The organism is Paenibacillus koleovorans NBRC 103111, from assembly GCF_004000845.1.
In the GTDB taxonomy this organism is placed as follows: Bacteria; Bacillota; Bacilli; order Paenibacillales; family NBRC-103111; genus Paenibacillus_AA; species Paenibacillus_AA koleovorans.
Genome location: NZ_BIMA01000105.1, coordinates 1 through 25,556, shown reverse-complemented (window position 1 = coordinate 25,556; position 25,556 = coordinate 1). Strand labels below are relative to the sequence as shown.

The 25,556-nt window shown below is 57.7% G+C and carries 20 protein-coding genes and 1 other annotated feature; of the genes, 5 read left to right on the top strand and 15 right to left on the bottom strand.

What is annotated here, in order from left to right; translation table 11 throughout:
- Nucleotides 1-158: 158 nt before the first annotated feature.
- Nucleotides 159-3,095, bottom strand: coding sequence for a glycoside hydrolase family 2 TIM barrel-domain containing protein (locus PKO02S_RS25405; RefSeq protein ID WP_127587491.1), 2,937 nt, complete (start codon nucleotides 3,093-3,095; stop codon nucleotides 159-161).
- Between the two features lie 150 nt (nucleotides 3,096-3,245).
- Between PKO02S_RS25405 and PKO02S_RS25400 the strand changes: the two genes are divergently transcribed.
- Nucleotides 3,246-4,157 carry a helix-turn-helix transcriptional regulator gene (locus PKO02S_RS25400; protein ID WP_127587489.1) on the top strand — a complete coding sequence of 304 codons (912 nt, stop codon included), beginning with the start codon at nucleotides 3,246-3,248 and terminating at the stop codon, nucleotides 4,155-4,157.
- Nucleotides 4,158-4,241: 84 nt separating this feature from the next.
- Here the strand turns inward: PKO02S_RS25400 and PKO02S_RS25395 are convergent, their stop codons facing one another.
- Nucleotides 4,242-7,559 carry a DEAD/DEAH box helicase gene (locus PKO02S_RS25395; RefSeq protein WP_127587487.1) on the bottom strand — a complete coding sequence of 1,106 codons (3,318 nt, stop codon included), beginning with the start codon at nucleotides 7,557-7,559 and terminating at the stop codon, nucleotides 4,242-4,244.
- An 84-nt stretch (nucleotides 7,560-7,643) separates the two neighbouring features.
- Complete coding sequence (gene thyA / locus PKO02S_RS25390; RefSeq protein WP_127587485.1) at nucleotides 7,644-8,477, bottom strand: thymidylate synthase; 834 nt, start codon at nucleotides 8,475-8,477, stop codon at nucleotides 7,644-7,646.
- A 526-nt stretch (nucleotides 8,478-9,003) separates the two neighbouring features.
- Between thyA and PKO02S_RS25385 the strand changes: the two genes are divergently transcribed.
- Both PKO02S_RS25385 and PKO02S_RS25380 read left to right on the top strand, forming a co-directional pair.
- The gene (locus PKO02S_RS25385; protein ID WP_127587483.1) at nucleotides 9,004-9,597 is read left to right on the top strand and encodes a TetR/AcrR family transcriptional regulator; all 594 of its coding nucleotides are present in this window, start codon (nucleotides 9,004-9,006) and stop codon (nucleotides 9,595-9,597) included.
- 45 nt (nucleotides 9,598-9,642) lie between these two features.
- Nucleotides 9,643-10,068: a DoxX family protein gene (locus tag PKO02S_RS25380; protein ID WP_307720040.1), complete on the top strand. Its 426-nt coding sequence runs from the start codon at nucleotides 9,643-9,645 to the stop codon at nucleotides 10,066-10,068.
- Nucleotides 10,069-10,204: 136 nt separating this feature from the next.
- On the opposite strand, the gene PKO02S_RS25375 is transcribed toward PKO02S_RS25380, so the two are convergent.
- From PKO02S_RS25375 to PKO02S_RS25330, 10 genes are all read right to left on the bottom strand, one after another.
- Entirely contained in the window at nucleotides 10,205-10,981 is a 777-nt protein-coding gene (locus PKO02S_RS25375; RefSeq protein ID WP_127587478.1) for a class I SAM-dependent DNA methyltransferase, read from the bottom strand.
- A 59-nt stretch (nucleotides 10,982-11,040) separates the two neighbouring features.
- Nucleotides 11,041-11,332, bottom strand: a binding site (T-box leader).
- A 148-nt stretch (nucleotides 11,333-11,480) separates the two neighbouring features.
- Nucleotides 11,481-12,365, bottom strand: coding sequence for a carbohydrate ABC transporter permease (locus tag PKO02S_RS25370; RefSeq protein ID WP_127587476.1), 885 nt, complete (start codon nucleotides 12,363-12,365; stop codon nucleotides 11,481-11,483).
- Between the two features lie 12 nt (nucleotides 12,366-12,377).
- Nucleotides 12,378-13,298: an ABC transporter permease gene (locus tag PKO02S_RS25365; protein ID WP_127587474.1), complete on the bottom strand. Its 921-nt coding sequence runs from the start codon at nucleotides 13,296-13,298 to the stop codon at nucleotides 12,378-12,380.
- Between the two features lie 13 nt (nucleotides 13,299-13,311).
- On the bottom strand, nucleotides 13,312-14,970 hold the full coding sequence (locus PKO02S_RS25360; RefSeq protein ID WP_127587472.1) for a type 2 periplasmic-binding domain-containing protein: 1,659 nt from the start codon (nucleotides 14,968-14,970) through the stop codon (nucleotides 13,312-13,314).
- A gap of 143 nt (nucleotides 14,971-15,113) precedes the next feature.
- Nucleotides 15,114-17,540, bottom strand: coding sequence for a helix-turn-helix domain-containing protein (locus tag PKO02S_RS25355; RefSeq protein ID WP_164821684.1), 2,427 nt, complete (start codon nucleotides 17,538-17,540; stop codon nucleotides 15,114-15,116).
- Nucleotides 17,541-17,706: 166 nt separating this feature from the next.
- Entirely contained in the window at nucleotides 17,707-18,117 is a 411-nt protein-coding gene (locus PKO02S_RS25350) for a hypothetical protein (RefSeq protein ID WP_127587468.1), read from the bottom strand.
- 1,068 nt (nucleotides 18,118-19,185) lie between these two features.
- Nucleotides 19,186-19,557 (bottom strand): hypothetical protein, encoded by a 372-nt coding sequence (locus PKO02S_RS32590; protein WP_164821683.1) that lies wholly within the window; start codon nucleotides 19,555-19,557, stop codon nucleotides 19,186-19,188.
- Nucleotides 19,558-19,588: 31 nt separating this feature from the next.
- Nucleotides 19,589-20,734 carry a sensor histidine kinase gene (locus PKO02S_RS25340; protein ID WP_127587466.1) on the bottom strand — a complete coding sequence of 382 codons (1,146 nt, stop codon included), beginning with the start codon at nucleotides 20,732-20,734 and terminating at the stop codon, nucleotides 19,589-19,591.
- On the bottom strand, nucleotides 20,724-21,416 hold the full coding sequence (locus tag PKO02S_RS25335; RefSeq protein ID WP_127587464.1) for a response regulator transcription factor: 693 nt from the start codon (nucleotides 21,414-21,416) through the stop codon (nucleotides 20,724-20,726). Before PKO02S_RS25335 ends, PKO02S_RS25340 begins: the two co-directional genes overlap by 11 nt.
- Before the next feature lie 18 nt (nucleotides 21,417-21,434).
- Nucleotides 21,435-22,370, bottom strand: a complete 936-nt coding sequence (locus PKO02S_RS25330) for a D-alanyl-D-alanine carboxypeptidase family protein (RefSeq protein ID WP_164821682.1) — start codon at nucleotides 22,368-22,370, stop codon at nucleotides 21,435-21,437.
- A gap of 209 nt (nucleotides 22,371-22,579) precedes the next feature.
- Between PKO02S_RS25330 and PKO02S_RS25325 the strand changes: the two genes are divergently transcribed.
- Nucleotides 22,580-22,918 carry a DUF1801 domain-containing protein gene (locus PKO02S_RS25325; RefSeq protein WP_127587460.1) on the top strand — a complete coding sequence of 113 codons (339 nt, stop codon included), beginning with the start codon at nucleotides 22,580-22,582 and terminating at the stop codon, nucleotides 22,916-22,918.
- A 33-nt stretch (nucleotides 22,919-22,951) separates the two neighbouring features.
- A complete protein-coding gene (locus tag PKO02S_RS25320) occupies nucleotides 22,952-23,446 on the top strand; it encodes an SRPBCC domain-containing protein (RefSeq protein ID WP_127587458.1) in 495 nt (164 codons plus the stop codon).
- Between the two features lie 371 nt (nucleotides 23,447-23,817).
- On the opposite strand, the gene PKO02S_RS25315 is transcribed toward PKO02S_RS25320, so the two are convergent.
- The gene (locus PKO02S_RS25315) at nucleotides 23,818-24,795 is read right to left on the bottom strand and encodes an acetylxylan esterase (protein ID WP_127587456.1); all 978 of its coding nucleotides are present in this window, start codon (nucleotides 24,793-24,795) and stop codon (nucleotides 23,818-23,820) included.
- Nucleotides 24,796-24,941: 146 nt separating this feature from the next.
- On the bottom strand, nucleotides 24,942-25,556 hold a 615-nt coding region (locus PKO02S_RS32585; RefSeq protein WP_507763323.1), incomplete at its 5' end, for an NHL repeat-containing protein.

Sequence of the window (25,556 nt, the reverse complement as noted above, 5' to 3'; positions counted from 1 at the left end):
TAAAATTGGTCTTCTTGGCAGCTGAAATGAAGCTAGACTAGAAAAAATCCTCTATTTGTTCAAGGGACCTGAGTAGTAACACCCTTATACCTTAGTTCTGTTTTACTTGCGACCGATTTCAAGCTAACTGAGTAGTTCGCTCCAGGAAAGACGCCCATTCATTGCTTGTGTAATCCCCAAGTCAGGAAAGCGGTCGGCAACCCCTCGCATTTCACGCTGATCACGGACACCGCGCCTGACCTGCCGCCGGTACCGGTCGCCTCCGATAACCCAGCACACCCCGCAGCTCCTGCCCCGTCAGCTAACCCAACTGGTCCTGCTGCTCCAGCCCCTTCAGCTAAACCAACTGGTCCTGCTGCTCCAGCCCCTTCAGCTAAACCAACTGGTCCTGCTGCTCCAGCCCCCTCAACTAACCTAACTGGTCCTGCTGCTCCAGCCCCTTCAGCTATCCTAACCGGTCCTGCAGCTCCGGCCCCTCCAGCTAACCCAACTGGTCCTGCTGCTCCAGCCCCTTCAGCTAACCTAACTGCTCCTGCTGCTCCAGCCCCTTCAGCTAACCCAACTGGTCCTGCAGCTCCAGCCCCTTCAGCTAAACCAACTGGTCCTGCTGCTCCAGCCCCCTCAGCTAAACCAACTGGTCCTGCAGCTCCAGCCCCTTCAGCTAACCCAACTAGCCCCGCAGCTCCGGCCGCTCCTCCGCCAGTAGCCGAAGACGGCCCTCCAGCCGAGAAGAACCCGGTCTCCGTAATCGCCGCCGGCAACGCGCCAGTCGGATCAAACACGATCCCCGCTCGTCCGCACGCCAACTGAATCAACCGGGAACCACGCACCGTTCCCAAATTGTCGACCAGCCTCCCGTCACCGCTGATGCCGAACCTCACAAAGTGAACCGCATCCAAACAGGGCACACCAGCCGGATCCACCGCCAACGCTTCCACATACACCATACCATCCGCCTGCCGCTCAGCCTGCAACCTCAACTTCGCCGGCGCGCCCCAAGCCTCGGTCTGATACACAAACGTCAGCGAGTCTTCCACCGTAACGCCGTTCCGGACGCCAATTGCACGCACGTGATTTTCGCCCGCCGCCAACACGGTATCCCAACGCAACCCAGCACATGGAAAGTCCGCCGAATCCCGCCGTTTCATCCCCAAGCTCACACCGTTCAAGATCAATTCGACTTCCTCGCAATTGGAGTACACCTTGATCCGCTTCTTCTCGCCCGCTTCTCCCCAGCGCACCGGCATCGTATGCCCATACAGCCGCAGCATCGGCTCCTGCGTCCAGTAGGACTGGAACACGTAGTAGGCTTCCTTTTTCGTAAAATCGCGCTCGACGATGCCCTTCATATTCAAATAAGGAATTGGCGAATCCGGCCGGACAGGGGTTGCAAAGTCTTTGAACGCCCATTGCGCCGCGCCCGTCAGCCAATCCATCTTCTCCTGCGACTTCAAGTACCAATCGATCATGTCGCAAAAATACGTTTCCGACCAATCGCCGTCCCGCGACACCCTCGGCTCCCCGCCCGTCAGCAAATAGTCGCCGTCCCGCTCGTCCGTGCCGCCTTCCCCGCGAGGGATGAACTCGAACCCGGTAAACGGCCGCTCCACATGCCGCCTCGCCAAGTTGTCCGCCCCCCACTCCATATGGAAAAACGACTGCACGTTCTCGAACGCCTGCCGGCTGCTCGCCTCGTAATCGGTATAGATCCCGCGATACCAGCCGGCCCAGATGGAGGGCGAATAGACATCGATGATATCCTTGCAAAACTCGCAGCGCCGGATCGCCGTCAGTCGGTTCGAATCCAGTGCATGCGACAGCTCGTGCAGCTCCTTCATGAACGCCCGAATGTCCTGCTGGTCAAAATAGTCGAAATCGCATTCCCAGTCGTTCTCATTGCCAAGCCCCCACAGGATGATCGACGGATGGTTGTAATGCTGCTCGATCATCGCCGTGAGCATGTCTCGGCACATTTGTCGGTACGCTTCGCCGCCCAGACCGCCACGGCACCAAGGAATCTCCTCCCACACGAGCAAGCCGAGCTCATCGCAGCAATCCAGCACAATCCGCGACTGCTGATAGTGGCCGAGCCGGATAAAATTGGCGCCCATTTCCTTGATCAACCGCATCTCTTCGCGGATCTGCTCCTCCGTCATAGCGGCCCCGACACCAGCATGATCCTCGTGCCGATGCGTCCCGAGAAGCAGCAGCCGCTCGCCGTTCAGCAGAAACGGACCATTCCGGACGAACTCGAAGGCTCGTACGCCAAACGCCGCCGACTCAACCGTCTTCCCGTACGCTTCCGAGCTCAAAGTCACCTCACAGCGGTACAAGTAAGGCCGATCCGGCGACCACATCTCCGGCTTCTCGATCTCAAACCGAGCCAGCTCCGAAGCACCTTCCCATGGTTGCCCCGCGTCCGCCAACCGCTCCAGCACCACCTGCCCGCACGCATCGCGGATCCGAACCTCCACGCGCAGGCGTTCCGTTTTCCCGGCAGGATTGTACAAAGTCCCGCGCACCCGCACCAGACACTTGCCGTCCGGCTGCAGCACCGGCTCCACATGCACATGGCGCAGCGAAACCGCCGGCACGTACACCAAATTCACATAGCGATACAGCCCGCCGTACAGATTGAAGTCGCTCGCGTCCGAAGGAATCGTCTCCAGCTCCCGCGTGTTGTCGCACATGACCGCCACAGGTACCACACCTCCGTACCGCTCCATCCCAGCCGCTTCAGCCGCAGCCTCTGTTATATCAACCGTGAACTCGTCATACCCGCCCAAGTGAGAGCCGACCTCCTGCGTATACACATACACGCGCGAGCGCTGGCCCGCCCCCTCAAAAAGCAGCAGCGTCCGCCCCTCCGAATAAGGGTTGTCGATCGCGAGCCGCGTGCGGTACCAGCCCGGTCCCTGGTAATATTTCGAGTCCGGGTCCATAACGTCGAGCCCATTATAAGAATGCGGCAGCTTCACGGCATGCCACGGCACATTGTAGTGATTGTTCAGCTTGTCCGCGCGCCACACCTCCCAGACCCCGCCCAAGCTGCCGGTGTAATGCTCCCAATGGTCGATCAGTCGCTGCTTTTGCATACCGCCTCTACACCCTCTCTGCATACTGTCTTGTCAACGCTAATGATAGCAGAAGGCGAAGAAGGAAAGTGGCGGCCGCTTATGATAAAATGTTGCTGTATTACGACACTCGATCCCGTCCTTGGGCGAAAAAGGAGCTACTTACCCGCGATGAAGCTGATGAATTATATGAACCTCAACCAATATCCCGTCCAGCTTTCGTTCCATAAGAATCGGACGGAAGAGTTCGTGGAGATTTATCACGCGCATCAGGGGATGGAGTTTCTGTACGTGCACGAGGGGCATGGCCATGTCATTGTGGAGCGACAAATTTATGAGCTGCGTCCGGGGTGTTTGTTCTACTTTCGGCCGTTCCAGCTGCATAGGGTGCGCATGACCGATTTAGCCGCGTACCCTTATGTACGATCGTTGTTTGTGTTTGAGCCGACGGTGCTGGAGGCGGTGCTGCAAATGTTTCCTCTGCTGCAGGGGTTCTTCCGCAAGGTGTGGAAGGAGCCTGACGCCATGCAGCGATTGGATGGACTGGATACGGCGGAATTCGAGGCGCTGCTGCGCACGCACGCGGCGCTGCTGGAGGCCGCTCCGCCGGAGCGGCGGCTCGAGGACCAGCAATGGTTCCTCGGAGCGGTACTGCAGCGGATGCGGATGGTTTGGCCGGCAGACGAGGCGGCCGGGCGGCGGCTGCCTCGCACTCGCAGTTCAGCGGGCGGCTCTCGCGGCGGGGGCGGCGCGTCATCCATCGCGGAGACGCTCATGGAATGGCTCGAGGTGCACTATATGGAACCGTTCGAGCTGGGCGCGCTCGCCCAACACGTGCACTTATCGCCGAACCACGTCTCCAGTCTGTTCCGCAAATCGGTCGGCAGCAGCATTACCGAGTACATCGCCGCCCGCCGCATTCGCCAAGCCTGCTGGCTGCTGCGGACGACCGACCAAGCCGTCCGAGAGATCGGCGAAGCGGTCGGGCTGCATAATTTCTCTTATTTTTGCCAAGCCTTCAAGAAGCATGTCGGGGTAAGCCCGCATCAGTTTCGGAAGCAGATGACGGGCAGCCGGGTATGAATGGCAAATGTCCGTCCATCCAGTGTTCACAGCGCAATAAGCAGGATCGGCGTCGACAGGAAGCAGCGTTCCCACCCCTGAAGACTACAACGCCAGCAACTCGCGGATATCCGCTTCCGTCAAGGCCGATAGAGCCTCCTCGCCGGGCTGGATAACGGTGTCGATCAAATCTTTTTTGCGCTGCTGCAGCTCGTACATTTTCTCTTCGATCGTGCCTTCCGTCATCAGACGAATGACTTGCACCACGTTCTTCTGCCCGATCCGATGCGCCCGGTCCGCCGCCTGCTGCTCGACTGCCGGGTTCCACCACAGGTCGCAGAGGATCACCGTGTCTGCCCCCGTCAAGTTGAGCCCCGTCCCGCCCGCTTTCAGCGAGATCAGGAAAATATCGTTCTCCCCTTCGTTGAAGCGCGTGCATAGCTCTACCCGCTCAGCCGATTTCGTGGTGCCGTCCAGGTAGAAATACGTAAGTCCGCGTCTCCCAAGCTCCTCCCGTATAAGCCCAAGCATCCCTGTAAATTGCGAAAAAATCAGCATGCGCTTGCCGCTGCCAAGGCATTCGTCGATCAGCTCGAACAGCTGCTCCATTTTGCCGGAATCGCCGGTGTAGTTGTCCAGAAAAAGCGAAGGGTGACAGCATAACTGACGCAAACGAGTCAACCCCGCCAATATTTTCAGGCGGCTCTTCTGGAAGCCCTCCGTCTCCAAGTGCTGAGCCGTTTCGTTCTGCAACTGCAGCAAGTAGGCCATATACAGCTTTTTTTGCTCAGGGAGCAGCTCGGACGATTGCAGCGTTTCTATTTTGTCCGGCAGCTCCTTGAGCACGTCCTTCTTCAACCGGCGGAGCAGAAAAGGCTTCACCTTGCGCGCCACTTGCTCGGGGGATAAATCCTGAAACGCCTTGCGCCCTCCGAACAAGTCCGGAAATACGGCATCGTAAATCGACCAGAGCTCTTCGAGACGATTCTCCACGGGCGTTCCCGTCAAGGCGAAGCGCTGTCCGGCCGAGATCGTCTTGATGGCCTGCGCCGTCTGGGTAACGTTGTTCTTGATGGCCTGCGCTTCATCCAAGATCAGGGCGTGGAAATGCTTGTCGCCGTACCAGTCCACATCCCGGCGGAACAAAGGATAAGACGTAATCAGCACATCGACCTCCAACGCCTGCTCCAGCAAGGCATCGCGCTCCGCTTTGCTCCCTGCGGCCACCGCCACCTTCAGCTGCGGCGAGAACTTGGCCAGCTCATTGCGCCAGTTGAACACGAGCGAAGCAGGGCAAACAATCAGCACCGGCGCACCCGCGAAATCCCGCTGCTCCCGTTCCGACGCGATGTAGGAAATGCTTTGCAGCGTTTTGCCCAGCCCCATGTCATCCGCCAAAATACCGCCGAACCCATACATCCCCAATGTCTTCATCCATTGAAAGCCGTACTTCTGGTAGTCGCGCAGCACAGGTGCAAGCGAGGAGGGCGGCTCTGCGTCGACATTGTCCGGATTTCTCAGATTATCCAGCAGTCGCCGCAACGACTTGCCATGTTTGACAGCCGCATGGCCTGTCCCTTCCTGCCCCGCGAGCGACAGACCGCGCACAACCGGCAGTTGAAGCTTGCCGCTCTTCAAGTCGCTCTTGCGAACATTCAGCTCCTCGAACAGCCTGCCGATCTCCATGTAAGCTTCCTCCTCCAGCGAGACAAAGGCCCCGTTCGCCAGACGGTAATACTTGCGCTTCTCCGACAAGGACCGAAGCAGGAGCAGCAGCTCCTTGTCGGAGACGCCCTCCAGCTCGAATTTGACCTCCAGCCAATTCATCTGCGAGTCCACATCTACGGTCGCCTTCGGGCTGGACCTCGTGCCGGACTTGGAAGCATCTACAGCATGGGTCGCATATACGTCCGCCATTTGCTGCAGCTGGGTCAACCCGTGGAACAGGAACCGATACTCGCTCTCCTCGGAAGCGATCCGGAACTGCTCGCCGCGCTGTATGAAATCCGCTTCCCTCAGCATGCTCAGCACCAGGTACTCGCGCTCCCCGTCCCGCATGACGATACGTTTGCTCGCCTGATCCTCCTGCTCTCGACCGTTGCGTCCGAGCGGCCAAATTTCAACATCGCCATAGGCAAACGCCACCTTGGCGACGAGCTCGTCGTTTTGCCGATCCAGATACACTTTGGCCCGCAGCGGCTCGCTCACCAACCGATCCGCAATGACTTTATCCACCGAGAAGCTGCCCAGCCGCTTCAGCGCCGGCACGACCCGCTGCAAGAAGGCTTCGGTTTGCGCGGGAGGAATCGTAACTTTGCCGTCGTTCGAAGCCGCTAGGGTATTCTTCAGTTCACTGAGCCGCTCCAGCCGGAGCTTGTCCATCCTGTACATTTCACCATCGGCACCGATCGCCAACTCGTACCGGGACAACACGACGAGCTTCGAGATCCCCTTCAAATCCAGGCGGTACGACCCCTCAATCGGGCCTTGGCCAAGCTCGAAGTGAAGAGGTATGCCCCCCTCCTGCAGCATGACTTGCCCCAGCTCCCTTCCGTCCACCAGAAAACGGCTTCTTGTTTTCAGCAAGGACGGGAGGATAGACGCCCAAGCTGCAGGCGGGAGGTGCAAGGCACGATCTTCCTGATTCCGATAGCCGTATCGATAGCCATAGGACGAGCTGTTCATCTCGCGATATAGCTTCTCGTTGTTGTAAGTGTCCTGGATGACCTTCATGATCTCCGCATCGTCAGGTTGAAACCGATGCACGGTCGGATCGAACGTGAAGTTTTTCCCAAAACCGACCGGCTTGCCGTTCGCCAGCTTGTCCAGGAAATCCTTGATTTTCTGAACGACATAGAGTCGGACGGTGCCTACCTTCAATTCAACAGCTGCCATGCTGCGAGGTCCTGACGATAGATGACAAATGAATTCCACCGCCACAGGAGAGGTCTGGGGCAACAAAGCTGCACCACTCGCCGATGCGGAGCTTTCCTCTCGATGGCGGTCGAATAGCGCCAGCACATTGCGTGCCAGAACAGCGTCGCGTTCGGAGATCGCCGGCGAACGCGACTGCTTGGGAGGCTGCGGAGCTACGGCGGAGCTTGCTGAACGACCGCTAGAGCCAACACTTTTGCCATGACTTTCGATCTGCAGCAGCAAGGCGGCGACATGCTTGCAGTAGTCGTAAGAGCCGAACGCCAGACAACTACAGTCGGCATCCGTTACTTCGCCATATTCATCAATGAGCACCGAGACCCCATACTTCTTGCTCCCCTGTACCATCCCGCTATATCGATCCGCTAGCGGATCATAGCTTAAGCTTAGCACCCGCCCGCTCCTGTAGTAGCTCAAGCCGCGGCTGTAGGATGTGCTGCCGCATGCATCCAGGATATCCTCTTTGGAGGGAATGGCTCCCCATTGCATGATCAATCTCTCCTCGTTTCTCTCTATGACAATCCCCACCGGCTCCTATTCATCCTATCACGAAAGTACACATACAGCGTTCTCCTAAATCGCAATCTCCATCTTGACCGACGGATGATATTGATACCCGACCAACCGGAAATCGTCGATCGTGAAATCGTCGAACCGCTTGATCTCCGGATTGATCCATAGCTCCGGGGCCGGGTACGGCGCGCGCTCCAACTGGGTCCGCAGCGGCTCCATATGCCGTTCATAAATATGCGCGTCGTTGATATTGAACGTCAAGCTGCCCAACTCGTACCCCGTCACTTGGGCGATCATACGTTGCAGCACGTAATATTGGAAAATATTCAAAGGATGCCCGAGGCCGATGTCGTTGGATCTCGCGCTCACGATCAGGTGCAGCTTCCCCTGCTTCACGAGCCACTGATTGTTCCATACGCAGGGGTACAATTCCATCTCGTCGAGCTCGTCGATGTCCCATAGCGAGATCACATGCCTCCGGGAAGCCGGCGAATGAATGAGCTGCTCGATCAGGTTATGCACTTGATTGGTCAGGCGCCCGCCGATGCGGATCGGCTTGCCAAGCTGGTACCCGTAAGCTTTGCCGATGTTATTGTCCTCGTTCGTCCATTCCTTCCACAGCTTGACGTTATGTCGGTCCAAGTATCCACAGTTGCTCGTTCGTTGCACATAGAACCACAGCATCTCGTGAATGGCTGAACGCCAGGCGACCCGCTTGGTCGTCAGGATCGGCACCTCCGAGTTGTCAAACCGTACTTGCTTGCATATCAAGCTCCGGGTATAGGCCGGCGAGCCGTCCGCCCACACGGTCCGCACCTTCTGATCACGGTCCCGCTCCCCATTTTCCAGTACATCCGTCACTAGCTCCTTGTAGATGTCGTCAGCCTTGGCCATTCTTCTTCCCTCCAGCTAGAAAATCTCTTATCCCCAAAAGGTTCAACACTCCCCGCGCGCTTCCCTGCCTGTCCCGCGAAACAAAAAGCCTGACCCGCGATCGGGGATTGGGCAGGTGATCGGGGATTGGAGAGATGTACAGAGATTGTACATCTGGAGCTGTTTCGGGGTCAAATTCAGGCACAGATGTATAGGGATTGTATAACTGAGCCGAAAATGTCCGCCTTTCCTGGGTCAATGTCTAAGAATTGTACATCTGAACCGCTGAAATCGGCTAATCGTGTACAAATCTTGTACATCTAAGCTCGAAAAGAGGCATCTTAGTGCTGACGTTGTACAAATCTTAGACATCTGCGAAAACCTCAGCAAATGGAGGTTCAACTGGAAACTGATGCATTTTGTGAATAAGAGCGGTGTACTCACAACAAATGAGTATATGCGGCCTTTTAGTGTGTTTGCCTATTTACAAACCGACGGTCTGTTTTTACAATAAAGCCATACCCCTATTAAGGAGGAAGCACTCCACATGGTCAAACAGGCCGACCGCCGCAAACAAACGATCCAGCTGCTGCTCAGCTCGACCAAATCGCTCATTCAGCAAAAAGGCTGTCACGCCGTGACGATGAAAGACATAATGGATGTTTCCGGACTGTCTAAAGGCGCGATCTTTCACTATGTTAACAGCAAGGACGAAATCTTCGCCTGGGTGCTGCAAGAGCGGTTGGAAGAGACAAACGAGCAGTTCATGGACGAGGTCGAGCGCGGGGAGCGCAACTTCGAAGGCCCAATGCGGCGCATAGCAGGCCGGCTCTCGGTGCTGGAGGATCCGCAGGATGTGACGAACAAGGTGCTCATGTACTTGCTGGGCAAGGAGGAGGACCCGGCAGTCGCCGAAGCGCTGAAGCAATTCTACGCTCGGTCCGTGGAGCTGTCCAAGCAATGGATCGTCACCGGACAGCAGCATGGCGTCATCCCGGACTCGATCAACGCGGACCAGACGGCCGAGATGTTCGTCTTGCTGTCCTTCGGGCTGCGCATCCGCTCGTCCTTGTCCGACCTCCCCACTACCTTCGGCACCGACAGCTTCACCACGTTCCTGTTCCGCATGCTCCATCACTAGATCAGCTTTTACTTAAAAGGAGGAATCCCCCTGGCCCCGTTCATTGTGCTCATTTTCTCGTACATCCTCTTCCGTTTGTCAGGCTGGCTCGGCGTCGGCTACTTCGAAGGCTGGCTGCATCCGCTTCAAGCGGCAGTTGCGGCCATGCTGCTGCTCACCGCCTCGGCCCACTGGGGCATGCGGCGCGCAGACTTGATCCGCATGGTGCCCCGCTTCTTCCCCAAACCGGCGCTGCTGGTCACACTTACCGGATGGCTGGAGCTTGCCGGTGCGGTCGGCCTCCTCATCCCGGCTACTTCCCAAGCCGCTTCCATCGGGCTCGCCACCCTGCTCGTCGCCATGTTCCCCGCCAACATCCGCGCCGCCCGAGAGAATCTCACAATCGGCGGAAAACCGACGCCTGGTCTAGCGGTGCGTACGGTTTTGCAACTGATTTTCCTAACCGCGGTATTGCTTGCCGGCAACTGGTAGAGGCAGAAGCCGTTTCCGCCCCGACAGCCCGCCGGCCAGCAAGCCTGTGAGCCGAGCAACCAGACTCCCCCAGTTGCGCCGAAACGCGCGCATGGGAACGCGCACGTTGGACAACCGGCCTAACCCGCCAAACTTGCTAAGCTTTCCGCGCCAGAACGAGCACAACCGCTTGAGGCCTCGACACCGTTCCCCCATGCCGCTCAATCGTTTCTTTAATGCCGTTAAACAGCTGTTCCCGATCCGCTTCCGGCAGCAAGCGATGTCCCGAGTTCGTAGCGAGCAAAGCGACAAAAGCATCCGCCGACAAGGGATCGACCCGCCTGTACGACTTCGCCCGAATGTCCCGGAACAGCCCGTGCCGCTCTGTCCACTCTACCCGCTGCTCGATCACCTGCTCAACCGCAGGTTTCCGGGAATCCTCCAAATTCGGCGCGAACCGGCGGTACCATTCCCGGATCTCGTTAAACACCGGCTCATACGAAGGCACATGTACGGTCCAGAAAAATGCGATCACGCCGTTCTCCTCCAGCAGCTTGTGCACTTTCCGGTAACCCAGCTCCTGCGGCTGTATAAAATGAAACGCCGTCCCCGAAATCGCCAGTTTGAACTGGCGCCCCGCCCCCTCCCATTGCTCAAAGGCTGCCTGAATCACTTCTACACCAGGGTGGGCTTTAAATTTCTCCCTGGTGAAAGCCGCCAACCGTTCGCCCAGCTCCACACAAGTAATCGTGTCACAGCCCATCTGCACAAAACCTTGAGTCGCTTGCCCGGTCCCGCAGCCGATCTCGAGAATCGGATCTCCCGGCTGCAACAACGCATATTCCTGTACATCCCGGAACAACTCGCTCGGATAAGCCGGCCGATACTTCTCATAGGCTTCCGCTACTTGATCGAATGTGTGCTTTCGTTCCATCTGGCATGCCTCCTCATATTGGAATTCCAATCTCCAAGAACGCAAAAAACTCCCGTCCGCAAAGGGACGAGAGTTCAGCTCCCGTGGTACCACCCACATTCGTTCGAACCGAAACGGCACTCCATTCCGGCACAAACCTTGACTCAGGTACGGCAGCAATCAGCACATGGCTGGCAAACTGGTTATACCCTAGCACGGTAACGGGTGCGCCCGACACAGCCTACTCCCCGAAGGTTTCGATGCGCAGCTCGGAGATCATGTTCGTCGCGGCCTGACTTGACTCCCTCTCAGCATACAGGAGCTCTCTGTGCAAGTTAAAGGCCTGACTACTCTTCTCTTCATCGCCGGATATGGAAAACGGATTTGCGTGATCTTATCATGGGGGCGAGGCTGTTGTCAATGGGTTCCGGTCTACTGAGCTAAGCACGAAAATCGTGCTTGCAGCAGCCCTTCCGGCTGCGGCGGCTCTCTCAGCGCGCCGGCCATCGCCGATAAGGTGTTATTCCTTGATCGAACCCAGCATGACTCCCTTGACGAAATACCGCTGCAAAAACGGATACAGCAGCAAAATCGGCAGCGTCGCCACAATAATGGTCGCGTATTTGATCGTTTCCTGGATGAGCCCCTTGTCGTAGTCGCTGAACGAGGACGTCATCGACTCGGTGCTTGTGGTGATCAAGATTTCCTGCAGAATCAGCTGCAGCGGATACAAGTCCCGATCGCGGAGATAAATCATCGCATCCAAGTACGAATTCCAGTGACTGACTCCGTAAAACAGCGTCATAACCGCCATAATCGGCAGCGATACCGGAATGAAGATGCGGAACAGGATCGTAAAATCGTTAGCCCCGTCGATGCGCGCCGATTCCTCGAGCGCCGCCGGCACTTGCTGGAACGAGGTGCGCATAATAAGCAGATTCCAGGTGCTGATCGCCGAAGGCAGGATCATGACGAGCGGCGAATCGAGCAGGTTCAGGTTGCGGATGTTCAAGTACGCCGGGATCAAGCCGCCGGAGAAAAACATCGTGAACACGATCGCGAACATGATTTTGCTGCCCAGCAGCACGCCGCGCCGCGATAGACCGTATGCCGCCAGCGAGGTCATGATCAGGTTCAGGGCCGTCCCGGCGCCGACGTATAGCAGCGTGTTCAAGTACCCGCTCATAATCGCCGGATTGCTCAGCACGAGCCGGTACGATTCCAGGCTGAATCCTACGGGCCAGGCCAGCAGTCCGCGATGCTGGACCAGCTCGGCCGGCTCGCTGAGCGAAGCGAAGACGACATACAGGAACGGATAAAGCGTGACGGCCATCAGCGCCAGCATCAGCAGCACATTGAGCGCGTCGAACGCTTTTCCCCCGGTCCTAGTCAATATTCCGTTCATCGTCGAGCCCCCCTACCACAGCTTGTGCTCGCTGACGCGGCGGCTGATTGCGTTGGCCGAGAGCAGCAGGATGAAATTGACTATGTTGTTCAGCAGCCCGACAGCCGCGGAGAACCCGTAGTCCATCTGCAGCAGCCCCCGGCGGTACACGAACGTGGAGATGACGTCAGCCGTCTCGTAGGTCGTGGAATTGTAGAGCAGGACGATCTTCTCGAAGCTGCCGCCGCTCATCAGCCGACCCATCTGCAAGATCAGCATGAGGACGACCGTCGGCATAATGCCCGGTATCGTCACGTGCACCAACTGCCGGAAGCGGCTTGCGCCGTCCACCTTCGACGCCTCGTACAAGGTCGGGTCGATGCCTGAGATGGCGGCGAGATAGATGATCGAACCCCAGCCTACGCCCTGCCAGATGCCGGATGCGACATACACCGTCCGGAACCATTCCGGCTTGATCAGGAACGAGACGGGAGTCCCGCCGAACAATGCGGTCAACCGGTTGATCAGGCCGTCGCTCGCCAGGAAGTCGACGAGCATGCCCGCCACGACGACCATCGAGATGAAGTGCGGCAAGTACGTGACCGACTGGACGACGCCCTTGAACATCCTATGCCGCAGCTCGTTCAGCAGGAGCGCCAGCACGATCGGCGCCGGGAAGCCGAACAACAGCTCGTAGAAGCTGATCAGCAGCGTGTTGCGCACGAGCCGCCAGAAGTAATAGCTTTCGTAGAAGGTGATGAAATGCTTGAAGCCGATCCAGTCGCTGCCCCAAACCCCTTTAGCCGGCGAAAAGCTCTTGAAGGCGATCTGCAGCCCGTACATCGGGATGTACATGAAAACGAAGTAATAGGCGACGACAGGCACCAGCATTAGGTAGACGTATTTGTTCCGGGCGAGATCCTTCGCCAGCGTCCTGATCGCGGATGACCGCATGTTTCATGCACTCCTATCGCTTCAGATAACGATCATAAGCCGCTTGCTGGATTTTGATCGCTTCCTGGATGTTCATCTTGGTCAGCCGCTCGACGAATTTGTCGAAGTTCTCGATCGGTTCGGCGCCCATGATGAATTTGTCGAACATCTCGTCGTTATACGTCTTGACGTCGTTCATGATCGTAGCGAACTTGGACGCTTCGTCCGTTGTCAGCGACAAAGTAGGCAGCCACCCTCGGTTGTCCGGCTGTGTCCACAGCTTAAGCGCTTCCTTCTGCTGCGGCATGGCGGCGTTCTGATCCATGTAGCGAGTGTCCTGAGAGATCGGAGCTCCGAACGGAATCGCATATTTCGTGAGCGCGACGCCGAATGTCAAGCCGTCCTTGTTCTTCATCACATCGTCGGTATAGGTCGGGAAGCCGTTCACCATCGTATAGCTCTTGCCTTCCACGCCGAAGTTGAACAGCATCGAGCCCGCCTGCCCGTACTTGTAATCCAGCCATTTGACCGTCTCGACGATGTTTTTGTTTTTCTTGGAAATGGCGGCGCCGAGGCCGTTGAAGATCGGCTCCATTTGACCGAGCACCGGCTTATCCCCTTTTTTCAAAGTCGGGTAAGGAGCGCCAACCATGTTGAACGCCGGGTTTTTGTCCTTCATTGCATTCATGAACGTGCCGATGCCGCCGCCTACCGTGACGTCCGTCGCCCCTACCAGCTCGCCGGTCACTTTGGCCGTCTTCTGCTTCGCGTCGGTGGCCGGGTAATCCGGGTCGATCAGCCCTTCCTTGTACCAGGCGCGCATGGTCGTCAGAAATTCCTTATACTGCGTCGTCAGAGCCCCGTATTGCACTTTGCCGCCCGTGTCGAGGTAAAAATCGTTCCGGATGCCCCATGCATTGATGATAGGATTGCCCCAGTTGAACGTGCCTTTGTTGAGCAGAAGCGGAAGCTCATCCGCCTTGCCGTTGCCGTTCGGGTCTTTTTCCTTAAACGCTTTCAGAACGGTATGCCACTCGTCGATCGTCGTCGGCACTTGAAGCTGCAGCTTGTCGAGCCAGTCCTTGCGGATGCCGAGGCCGAAATACGTCTGCAGCGTCGGCGCGTTGCGCACGAACGGGAACGAGTAGATGTCGCCGTTATCGGTGGATATTTGCTTGCGGATCTCGGGATTGTCGGTAAGCAGCTTCTTGAGATTAGGAGCGTACTTGTCGATATAGTCGTTCAGCTTGACGATCGCCCCGCTGTCCAGCGCCGCGCGGCCGCCGCCCGGGTAGTTGTTCCAGTTCCACTCGATGACGTCCGGGAAGTCGCCGGAGCTCATCATCAGATTGAACTGATTGTTCTCTTGGCCGCTCGCCGGATGTTTGAAATCGGCATGGATGCCGGTGATCCTCTCCAGCTCCTTGTACGCCTCCATGTCGTTCAGGCTGTTCATCCCGTTCGGCCGGCTGGCGGTGAGCTGGACGAAATAAGTGAGCGTGAGCGGGCTCGACACGATTCTGCCGTCCGCCGGCGATGCCGACGCCGAGGGCGATGCGCCGCCGGCCGTTGCGCCGGGCGAAGCCCCGCTTCCTCCTTCTCCGCCGCCGCTGCAGCCGATCGCTCCCACGGCTAACGCCGCTGTCAGGCCAACGGCCAATACGGGCCGCGTCGCTTGTTTCCATTTGTGCATGATTGTGATTCCCCCTGTACGAATTTGATCGCGATGCCTCACGTACTGGTACTGGTACTGGTACTGGCCGGCATCCTTCGCAACCATGGCCTGATTGTATGCCGCCGTTCGCGAACCGCGATATGTCCTGATTCTGCGATCGGCTATTCGGATATGGGATTGGGCGGCAATCCGTTTTTATCGGAGCTGCCTGATTCTATGTTTTGGCGGTACGCGCCGGGGGGAATGCCCTCGTATTTCTTGAAAAAGCGGATGAAGCCGATGTCGTTGGCGTACCCGACCTTGGCCGCGATCTGGGCGATCGTCAGCTGCGGGTCGGCCAGCATCCGCTTCGCTTCGGCGATGCGGACATGCGCGATGTAGTCGGCTACGTTCTGGCCGCTCGCTTTCTTGAAGTAGGCGGACAAATAGGACGGCGTAATGCCGAGATGATCGGCGACCGAATTGACGCTGAGCATGTTGTCGCCGAAGCGGTCGCGGATATGCCGGCGGATGTTGTTCAGCATCCGCTCGCTCTGGTCGCTGCGGCTGCTCTGGAAGTGCGCGCAAGCGACCTGCAGGCTGGCCCGCAGCTTGACGAAAGCCTGGTCCGCGTCCTCGTCGACCGGAGGGTCGCTGGCCAGCCGGATCGCAAGCATCCGGCCGAGCTCGGGGAATTGCTGGGCGAGCTTGAGCAGCGTCCCGGCGATAGAAGGCAGCAAGATTCGCTGCAGCTCCGGTGAAATGCGCCGGGTCGTATAATTCTCTTCATAGATGGAATCGAGCAGCTTCTCGGCTTTGACCGTGTCGCCCGACTTGATCAGATTGACCAGCTGCTGCTCGACCTCGAGCGGATAATAGAAATGAGGCTCCGGCCCTCCGCCGCCGGCGGCGGTACGATCGGCGGCGTTTGTGGCGCTTGCGGCGTTGCGCAAATCGGCGAGCCGCTGGTCGAGCGCGAGCAGCGCTTCGCGGAACGCCTCGCCGATGCCGCCGAGCTCATGCGTCGTCGCGCTGACGCCGATCGCCGGCTTCAGCCGGAAGCGGCTCTGCAGCACATGCCCGAGTCGGCTCGCGATGGCCGCGACGTCTTCCGCTGCTTGTCCGTGCCGGTCCTCGCGCACGTTGATCAGCAGCGCCAGGCGCCCGCGCTCCAGCTCGACGCTGAAGCCGCGGTGGTGCTCATTCGCCAGATCGGTGGCGATATTGGCCACGATAAAACTGACGAACGGCCACTCCCGTTCGTCCCCGCTCAAGGCGAAGCCGCTGATGTCGTCAATCTCGATCAACAGCACGGCGAACGCCGTCGAGACGAATTCGACGCCGACGAGCCTCAGCGCCTCGGGCCGCAGCTCGGCCGCATCGGCGCTGCCGCGGATGAGCCGCGTCAGGAAATGGACGCGGATGATCGGCGCCTGCTGCTCCAGCATGCCGCGCAGGTGCGACTCGCTCTGCCGCGACGTGGCGATCGTGTGGCGGATGAGCTCGTACTCGCTCACCGGCTCGCGTCCGGATACCGGAACGCCGCCCTGGACGATGTCGCGGACGACCGCCCGGACCGGCCGGTAGTTCCGGTAAGCGAGGTATGCGGACGCCGCTCCGCCGCCCACGACGCAGAACAGCAGCAGCGCCACCGCCCACCGCCGCACATCATTCACTTCGTCCAGGAACAAGTCTCGCGGCACAGCAAACACATACTTCCACCCGTTCACGCCGGAGGCGGCATACGACACCATCATCCGCTCGCCCGCCCAGCTCATCTCGAGCATGCCGGTGCCGCCGGCGAGCGTCTCATAGCGCAGATTCGCCGCCGGCTGGGCCTGAGCCTGGGCTGGATGGGCGGCTCGAGTCGAGCTGATGATGCGGCTTTGCTCGTCGACGATATAGACGGCGCCGTGATTCGCCTCGGCCAGACCCGTGAACAGGCTGCGCAGCTCGTCCTCGTCGATCAGCACGAGCAGCGTCCCTGCCGCCGAAGCGGCTCCGCCCAGGTAGGGGATCGACTGGGTGTAGGGGATGATGCGCTTGCCGTTGCCGTTGTCGAGCCGCATCGTCGTCGCGGGCTCGTACCGCCGGAAAGCGCCTTGCTGCAATTCGGCCGACCACTCGGCGCTCGATTTATTCGGAAAGCGATACACGCTGTCGAACAGGATCGGCGCGGTCGTCTTGACGTTCGGCCCCACCAGCGTCCCGGATGCGCGCACATAAATATAGAAATCGTAGATCAGCTTGCTCAGGCTCTTGTATCGCTGCAGGTCGACCACCAGCTCCACACTGCGGTACGCCTCTTCGTCCGTCATCGGGGCGCCGGCGCGCAGCAGCCACAGCAGCTTCGGGTGGAACGCCACCTGCTGCTCAAGCTGCTCCAGCTCCTTGAGCCGGCTGTCGGCCACCTCGCGTAGCTGCTCCAGCATGGCGGCGTTCGTACCCGCGACCGTGCGCTCGACGATCGCCCGCGCCTTCCAGTACAACACGCCGCTCGTCACCACGGCGATGAGCAGAATCGCGACGAAGGAGCCGAACAGCGGCACCATCACGCTCCTCGCGCCGAATCGCAGCCTCAGCTTGCCGCGCTCGTCCATTTTTGTCATCCGACGTTCACCGCCTCTTGTCGTCCTTGAACTTGCTATCGGGGTCTTGGTTAGCTGTATGTGGCATCTATTTTCGGGATCATTCTCTCTCATTGTAGCGCCTAAAGGCAAGTCCGCGAACGATCCGTCTCTACGATGAACTGCCCATTTCTGTTATCCGGCGCCCCTACACCACACCAACTTGATAATCGTCCTCATACACAATCTCGCCTACATGATTCGTGAAGACGATGTCATACGGCACGCCGTACTTTTCAAGCAAACGCACCAACGGCTTCAACCGCTCGACCATCCCCGCACAACCGGCCGTCTTGAACCAAGTAACCGCCTTGATCGTATTCCCGTCTTCATAGAATGGCGGCTCGGGCAGGTGCTCGACAAACCATTTCTCCACGCTAAGAAACAGCTCCTTGTCCTCCTCGGTCAGGCAATCGTCGCGCATAGTCCCCCGCAGCAAATGCCAGCACGCCGCGAAGATCCCCACCGGCTTCCCCGTCTTCCCGCAATACCGTGTCTGGATCCGCATGTACCTCTGCTCAAACACCCGTTTGTTGAAAAAGCTGAATTCCGTCGACATGTTCCCACTCCACTCCCCGTCTTCAGTAATTACTTGTCACGCGCTCGTGCCGAACAATTGCGGCGGGGGCAGCCGTCGTAGCATCCACTTCAGTAATCTGGTTACTTGACACCCGCTCGTGCTGCCCACCAACCGTGCTCTCTCCGCCAACCCTTCCTGCCTACTCCTCCTGACTCTTCTCGAGAACAAATCTCCTCTACCTAACTCTTCCTAACGGTAAAGCACCGTTTAAAAGCAATGTTACTCGCTTAATCACTCAACCCCCGTTTTCCCGCCAACTAGACTTGATCCACCAGGTAACCAATCCTATCCCACGTTGTCTACCGCGTACGTTCGCCACTATATTGCTCAACTCAACCTCTCAGCTAATTGCTCTCTCCACGCGTCTTTCGAGTACGTCCCGCCCAGATGTATAAGCTTTATACAACTAAGGGCCAAAATCGTCTTTTTCCCGGCTCAGATGTATAAGATTTCTACATCTGACCTTGATTTTTGCCGTTCAGATGTCCTTTTTTTATACTTTGACTGCGAAAATAGCCCCCTATTGCGTGTAGATGTACAAATTCTCTACATCTGCAGGCGATATCGGTACGTGTTGAGCTTCAGATGTAGAATTGTTGTACATCTGATCCAGGACGGGAAGCTCCCCAGGAACGCCCCTCTCCAAACCAACCGCTCCTGCCGCTAACTAAACTACATCTCCTCCATCGGAGTGGTCCCTGTGAATCCAGGTTCCTATTCTATGAACCAAACTTCCGTCACCAGAGTGCAAGGAGGCGATCTATGAACCTAAGTACATTATTCGGGAAGCTTGCTTCACGAGTTATGTACTTGAGTTCATAGTTGGCAGATTCCGGAGCTGGCTTGCGAAAAATGGTTCATAAGGAGCGAAGTTTGGTTCATCTGTTCATCTCGCTCGCCAATCGCCGATGATCAAACGCCTCGCCCGCCGCGCCAAACAAAAAAAGCGTGCAGGACTCAAAATCGTCCTACGCGCTCCCAAAAACGGCGGCAGGGCGGACCAACGCAAAACGGCGTTAGCCCTCCCGTAAAACCAAACGAGGGGAACTAACGCTGTCTGTGCTGATGTCGCTGCTGCCACTGATCCTGCCACTGCTGTTGCCTGCCGTCGCCTAAGCCTGCACCTGCAACTACACCTGCAACTACGCCTGTACCTGCACCTGTACCAGCACACGCACCTGAGCCCGTGTCTGTACCTGCACCTGCATTCGCACCTGCTACACCTGCACCTGCTACACCTGCACCTGCACTTGCAACTACGCCGGCACCTGCACCTGTACCTGCACCTGTACCTGTACCTGCACCTGCACCTGCACCTGCACCTGCACCTGCACCCACACCTGTACCTGCCACACCCGCACCAGCGTCCGTATATGCTCCTGCGCCTACCGCCGCTCGCACCAACATCGCTCGCACCATCTCCCCGCTCCTTTTCCGACCCTAAAAATGATTACTGCCGATTATAGCCGGGCGGCCGCATTTTGACAACCCCCTCCTCGGCCGCGCCGAGCGGCAGGCCCACCTCGAACACCGTCTGATGCCGGCCGCTGCTCACCGTGATCGCGCCGTTGTGGGCGTCGACGATGCTCTTGACGATCGCGAGCCCGAGCCCCGAGCCGCCGCCGCTCGCCTCGGACCGCGATTTCTCCGCGCGGTAGAACCGCTCGAAAATATGCGGCAAGTCCGCCGAAGGAATCGGCGGCCCGTAGTTCGCCACCTGCACCTGCACCGCGCTCCGGTTGCGGCGCACCGCCAGGTCGATGTACTTGCCGGACCGGCCGTACTTGATCGCATTCGAGAGGAGGTTCTCGAACGCCCGCATCAGCTTGTCGCCGTCCGCCAGGATGAGCACCCGCTCCTCCTGGAAGCTGAGCCGAATCTCCATGCCCGCATCCCGCAGCTGCGGAGTGAAATCCGCCGCCAGCTGGCCGATCAGCTCGGTCAAGTTGATCTCCGCCCGATTGAGCACGTTTTGCCCGAACCGCATTTTCGTATACTCGAACAAATCCTCGACCATCCGCTCCAGCCGCCGGGATTTCTCGTAAGCGATGTCCGTGTAATGCCGCAGCTCGACCTCGTCCTTGTACCGGTCCTCCCCGATCAGCCGCAGATACCCGATAATCGAAGTCAGCGGCGTGCGCAAGTCGTGGGACACGTTCGTGATCAGCTCGTTTTTCGTCTGCTCGGCCTTCCGTTCGTCTTCCAGGGAGCTCTTCAACCTTTCGACAATCTTGTTGATCCCCGCCGCCAGGTCGCTCAGCTCCCCATCCCCGCGAACCGGAATGCGCCGAGCAAAATTATTGTTCTGGATGTCCTCGACCGTCCACATGATCTGCACGAAATACCGGATCGAGCTCAAGCTAAACAGCAGCACGAAGAAGGTGAACATGACAACAGCCGTCACGACATAGCTGTTCATAACGCCGAACCGCAGGAAGATGGCATCGAAAAAATCCCACACCAGGCTGTTACGGCGGTTCAAATATTCTTTCAGCAAAATGTAAATGAAAAAAATACAAGGCACGGTACAGCCGAAGCTCAGCAGAAGGATCAGGGCAATGCGCATCATGATACGGCCGGTCGTATTATTTTTCAATTTTGTACCCAACCCCCCAGACCGTCTGGATCAGCTTGTAGCCGAGCTCCTTCTCCAGCTTGTCTCTCAAATTGCTGATATGGACCATGACCGTGTTGTTCGACACGAAGTAGCTTTCCTGCCAGATGAGCCGAAAAATTTCCTCCGCCCCAAACACCCGCCCCGGAGAGCTAGCAAGCAGCGAAAGAATTTCAAATTCCCGGCTCGTAAGCGAAATCGGCTTGCCGTTCGCCGTGACCTCGTGATTCAGCTTGTTGATCTCGATCGCATCCAGCTTCAGCACATGCTCCGACACTTCCGACTTCAGCTCCGTGTTGTATTGAAACGAACGGCGGAGCAGCGACTTCACCCTGGCGCTCAGCTCGAGCGGATTGAACGGTTTGCTCATATAATCGTCGGCACCCGTCATGAGCCCCAGCACCTTGTCCATATCCTGCGTCTTGGCGCTCAGCATCAGGATCGGAATGGCGGAGTGCTCCCGTACCTTGCGGCACACTTCCATCCCGTCCATCCCGGGCATCATGATGTCCAGCACGATCAGATCGGCGGGAAACCCCTTCAGCATCGCCAGCGCTTCGTGGCCGTCGTTCGCGTGACGGGTTTGGAACCCTTCGTTTTCCAAATATATGCGGATCAACTGGGCAATTTCTTTGTCGTCGTCCGCGATCAAAATATGTCTCACAGCAGCAGCCGCTCCCTCTTAACCGTCAGAAGCCAGCTTGATCCTCGAGAATCCGTAGGACAGCAGCTTCTTCGTCTCTTCAAATCTGGCCTCCGGCGCATCCGCGCCGAGCACGACCGTAATGAGTCGGTGCCCTTTGCGCATCGCCGTGCCGGTAAAGCAATAGCCCGCCTCATCGGTAAATCCCGTCTTCAACCCGTCGTTGCCTGAATAAGCATACATTTTCCCGGGAAGCATTAAATTCGTCGTTTCCAATTTCAAGTTGCGGCTGGCGAGCGTCACTTCTTTCATCCGCGTAATGTCCAGCACTTCCGGGTAAGCGTTCACCAGGTGCTGCGCCAGCTTGGCGATATCCCGCGCCGTCATGACCGTCTCGCCAGGCGCTTCCGCTCCGCCCTTGCCGGAAGCGGTCCGCGGCTGCAGCCCAGACAAATCTGCGGCGGACAACCCCGAGGCGTTGGCGAAAACCGTTTTCGACGAGAGACCCAGCTTGTGCGCTTTCTCATTCATCCGTATGACAAAATCCCTCTCCGTCACCGCCAAATGCTCCGCCAGCGCCACAGCCGCATCGTTCGCCGAATACACGACCATCGCCTGGAACAGCTCGTCCAGCGGCCATCGGTCGCCGGCCTTAAGCCCAATCCTGGACGGCGGCATATTGGCCGCGTATTTGCTGATGACGACGGTTTCTTTCCAATTTCGCTTCCCGGCCCGCACATCCTCCAGCACGAGCAGCTCCGTCATCAATTTGGACACGCTGGCAGGCGGCAACGCAATATCGGCATTGGATTCATAATACACCGTTCCGGTCTTCGCATCCATCAGCAGCGCCGAGCGCGCGTCAATCGAAGGGGGCTCCGCATACGCTCCGATCCCTTTTTCCAGCCAGCCATAATGTTTCCCTAGCACTACTATCCCTACAACCGCCGCGACCAGCAGTAACGTTCTTTTCATCATCATACCCTCCATCGGACCCGTAAATGCAGGCTTTCTCGGTCTTGTAATGTAAGGGTACCGAAGCGAGCTTAAGTTTTGTTCAAGCAATTCATAAGAATTCTTAAGGTTTCTTAAACCCGATCTCGAAAATTCCTTTACAGGAATATTCCTCATGTGGTATATATAAAACCAGAGACATGAAATCATGGAAGGAGACTGAACCAGCTATGAATCCTGAAGTAACCGCCTTTATCGAAAACAACCCGGTCGCCTGGCAAATCGAGATCAGCAGCAAACTGCGCCAGATGGTCCAAGAGACAATTCCCGGCGTGGACGAGCGCATTCAGTACAAGAAGCCTCATTTTCTGAAAAACGGCAAATACGCCGCCGTCATCTCCCCTGCGAAAGATTCTCTCAGCTTTATGATTTTCAATGTCGCCGGACTGGAGCTGCCCAAAGGCTTCGAAGGCCCGGAAGAGCGCAAATGGGTCAAAATCCGCGAAGGCCAAACGCCGGACTATGAGATGCTGTCGGGTTTGTTGAAGCAAGCTTCCAGCACTCTATAAAATTGGTTTTGCCATATTAGGAGGTAATTGTTGATGTCTGAGCAAATTATGATCACCCGTACGTTTAAAGCGCCTCGCGAGCTGGTGTTCCGTGTGTGGACGGATCCGCAGCATTTCCAGAACTGGTGGGGGCCGAGAGGGTTCAAGCTCGAGGTGGTCAAAATGGACGTCCGTCCGGGCGGGATGTTCCTCGGCAACCAAAGCTCGCCGGAAGGCCACGTGATGTGGGGCAAATTCGTATATCATGAAGTCGATGCTCCGTCCAAGCTCGTGTTCGTCAATTCGTTCTGCGACGAGGAAGGCAATACCATTCGCGCGCCGTTCAGCCCTACTTGGCCGCTTGAGATTATGAACAACCTGACGTTCGTCGACGAGGGCGACGGCACTACGACGCTGACGTTCTCTGGCGGCCCGATCAACGCTTCGGACGAGGAACTGGCGTCGTTCAACGCCATGCGTCCTATGGTGCAGCAAGGCTTCGGCGGCACGTTCGATCAGCTGGAAGCTTACTTGCAGAGCCAGCTGTAAAATTTGTTGTCTGGGGCGCGGCAGCAGCTTTAGCTGTTGTGCGACGAGAAAGAAACCCCATCGCCTCGGGCGGTGGGGTTTTGTTGCTGGGTGCACACTAATCGTCTGTTCTACTCCACGCACGAGCGACAGCGATTCCAGCACAATCCGTACGTTTCTACAGTTAATTTCGCCTGAAAAACCGGTTTCTGCATTTTACCTGCTAATTCTGCAGTTAAATTTAGTCCAATGGGCTTTAGGGACGATGTTGGTAAAATGAACTGCAGTTTTAGCATGTATTCTAGTTAGAGGGCGATGAAACGCAAAAATAACTGTAGAAAATGACAGCTAGCATGGTCCGGCTCAGAAACCTCTTCCTGTATGGACGAATACTAGCTGCCGAGGATGGTTTGCAAGTACTGGATGACTTTGCGCGTGTGCTCCTCGCCTACCTCATGACCGGAGAACGGGTAGTCGTGGATTTGCTTGGTCACCTCCAGCCGATTGTAAGCGGCGTAAATCATCTCCGGCGGGCAGATCGGATCCTTCCAGCTGGCCGACATGAGCACCGGGGCTTGGAATCGGTGAGCCAGGTTCATGATGTCGAAGTGAGCCAGCGTATCCAGCACCTCTTCCAGCCGATCCGGGTGCCGCTTCAGATAGAGCGCCACTTCGTTGATCGATCCGGTGGAGTGCATGACGCCATAATCCAAGTGGCACATGTTCGGCACGTCGGCCGCCACTACCGCCACCTTGTCGCTCAGCGCGCCTGCGAGCAGGGCGGTCCCCCCGCCTTGGCTGCCGCCGACCGCCGCAATCCTGGAGGCGTCCACCTCCGGCTGGCGAGAGGCGGCTTCCACCGCGCGGACTACGTCCGTCGCAAGCGCCATATAGTAGCTGCGCTCCTTGTCCAGCAGCCCCATCGATACCCAACCGCGGGTCCAGCCATGGTCCTGCTCCATCCGGTTGCCGGTCTCGCCCAGTTGTCCGCGTGCATCTACAGCCAGCACGGCATAACCGAGCAGCAGCCACATCGCATAGCGCTGCTCCAACCCGCGGTCGCCAGTGTAGCCGGGGAACGTCACGATGCAGGGCAGCGGCTTCCGCAGGTCGCCGTTCGCCGCAGCCGCGGCCGCTGTCGGCACCATGAACCAAGCGTAGATCGGCGTCCCGTCGAGGCCGTCATAGATCAATTTGTCCGTCTTGACGGACGGGAACACCGAGGTTTGCGGCTCTCTTCGGATCTGGAGCGGCTGCTCCTTGGCGAGCTGGACTTGCGGGTCCCAGAAGGCGTCGACCCGCCCCGGGTCCAATGTAAGGGCCGGCCGGTATTGGTCCAGGTCCCGTTTGCGTCTGGCGATGGCGTTCATTTCCTCTTGTTTCCTCCCTAATGAATGGTCTTTCCCCATCATCCCTTCCCCTTTTACGGGTGTCAATCCGTTTGGAGTGATTTCGTTGTTTTTCGATCATAAAAAAATAAACCTTTCCCAGTAAGAGACCTCATAAGGATAACCCTTTAAAACGCGTACCGCCACAAATCCTCATCCGAGCCTTTGTAGTACAGGTTGCCGTATTTGTCCGCCGTCAGCATATCGGCTTTGCCGGTCGGCGTGGTGATCGTGGTGACGGCCTTGGTCGACTTGTTCACCTTGAACAGCGTCTGCGTCCCGGTCGGGCTCACGATTGTGCCGTACAGGTGATTCGGGTCCTTCGCCGACTCCACGAGATCGGCCTGGCGGTAGTTGCCGCCTGAATAGCTTACACCGCTAAATTTTTGCTGGAAGTAGTCGAACGTATTGGTCACCGGATCGAACACGAACAAGTAGCCGTCCGCCATCCCCCATATTTTGCCGCCCACAACGATCATCTCGGAAACCGTAGTGATGCCGGATACCGGCAGGCTGTATTCGTTCAGCTTCGTCGCGGTTACCGGATCGTAGCGGAAAATCTTCGCGTTCGTCTGCGTCGGAGTCGCATTGTAGCCCGGGCGGATCGTCGAGCCGCCGTACAGCTTGTTGTTCGCGTAAGCGAGCGAGATGATGCTCTGGTCGTTGACGATGCCCACGTGCACGCTGGTCGCTCCGGTCGTCAGGTCGACCATCGACAGGGCGCCGTCCAACGAGCCCGTTTT

What these genes read in the sequence shown, in the direction of transcription:
- PKO02S_RS25355 (WP_164821684.1), bottom strand. Translation starts at nt 17,540, where the DNA reads ATGACAAAAATGGACGAGCGCGGCAAGCTGAGGCTGCGATTCGGCGCG.
- PKO02S_RS25325 (WP_127587460.1), top strand. Translation starts at nt 22,580, where the DNA reads ATGAATCCTGAAGTAACCGCCTTTATCGAAAACAACCCGGTCGCCTGG.
- PKO02S_RS25320 (WP_127587458.1), top strand. Translation starts at nt 22,952, where the DNA reads ATGTCTGAGCAAATTATGATCACCCGTACGTTTAAAGCGCCTCGCGAG.
- PKO02S_RS25315 (WP_127587456.1), bottom strand. Translation starts at nt 24,795, where the DNA reads ATGAACGCCATCGCCAGACGCAAACGGGACCTGGACCAATACCGGCCG.
- PKO02S_RS25360 (WP_127587472.1), bottom strand. Translation starts at nt 14,970, where the DNA reads ATGCACAAATGGAAACAAGCGACGCGGCCCGTATTGGCCGTTGGCCTG.
- PKO02S_RS25405 (WP_127587491.1), bottom strand. Translation starts at nt 3,095, where the DNA reads ATGCAAAAGCAGCGACTGATCGACCATTGGGAGCATTACACCGGCAGC.
- PKO02S_RS25350 (WP_127587468.1), bottom strand. Translation starts at nt 18,117, where the DNA reads ATGTCGACGGAATTCAGCTTTTTCAACAAACGGGTGTTTGAGCAGAGG.
- PKO02S_RS25400 (WP_127587489.1), top strand. Translation starts at nt 3,246, where the DNA reads ATGAAGCTGATGAATTATATGAACCTCAACCAATATCCCGTCCAGCTT.
- PKO02S_RS25365 (WP_127587474.1), bottom strand. Translation starts at nt 13,298, where the DNA reads ATGCGGTCATCCGCGATCAGGACGCTGGCGAAGGATCTCGCCCGGAAC.
- PKO02S_RS25330 (WP_164821682.1), bottom strand. Translation starts at nt 22,370, where the DNA reads ATGAAAAGAACGTTACTGCTGGTCGCGGCGGTTGTAGGGATAGTAGTG.
- PKO02S_RS25370 (WP_127587476.1), bottom strand. Translation starts at nt 12,365, where the DNA reads ATGAACGGAATATTGACTAGGACCGGGGGAAAAGCGTTCGACGCGCTC.
- PKO02S_RS25375 (WP_127587478.1), bottom strand. Translation starts at nt 10,981, where the DNA reads ATGGAACGAAAGCACACATTCGATCAAGTAGCGGAAGCCTATGAGAAG.
- PKO02S_RS25395 (WP_127587487.1), bottom strand. Translation starts at nt 7,559, where the DNA reads ATGCAATGGGGAGCCATTCCCTCCAAAGAGGATATCCTGGATGCATGC.
- thyA (WP_127587485.1), bottom strand. Translation starts at nt 8,477, where the DNA reads ATGGCCAAGGCTGACGACATCTACAAGGAGCTAGTGACGGATGTACTG.
- PKO02S_RS32590 (WP_164821683.1), bottom strand. Translation starts at nt 19,557, where the DNA reads ATGGTGCGAGCGATGTTGGTGCGAGCGGCGGTAGGCGCAGGAGCATAT.
- PKO02S_RS25385 (WP_127587483.1), top strand. Translation starts at nt 9,004, where the DNA reads ATGGTCAAACAGGCCGACCGCCGCAAACAAACGATCCAGCTGCTGCTC.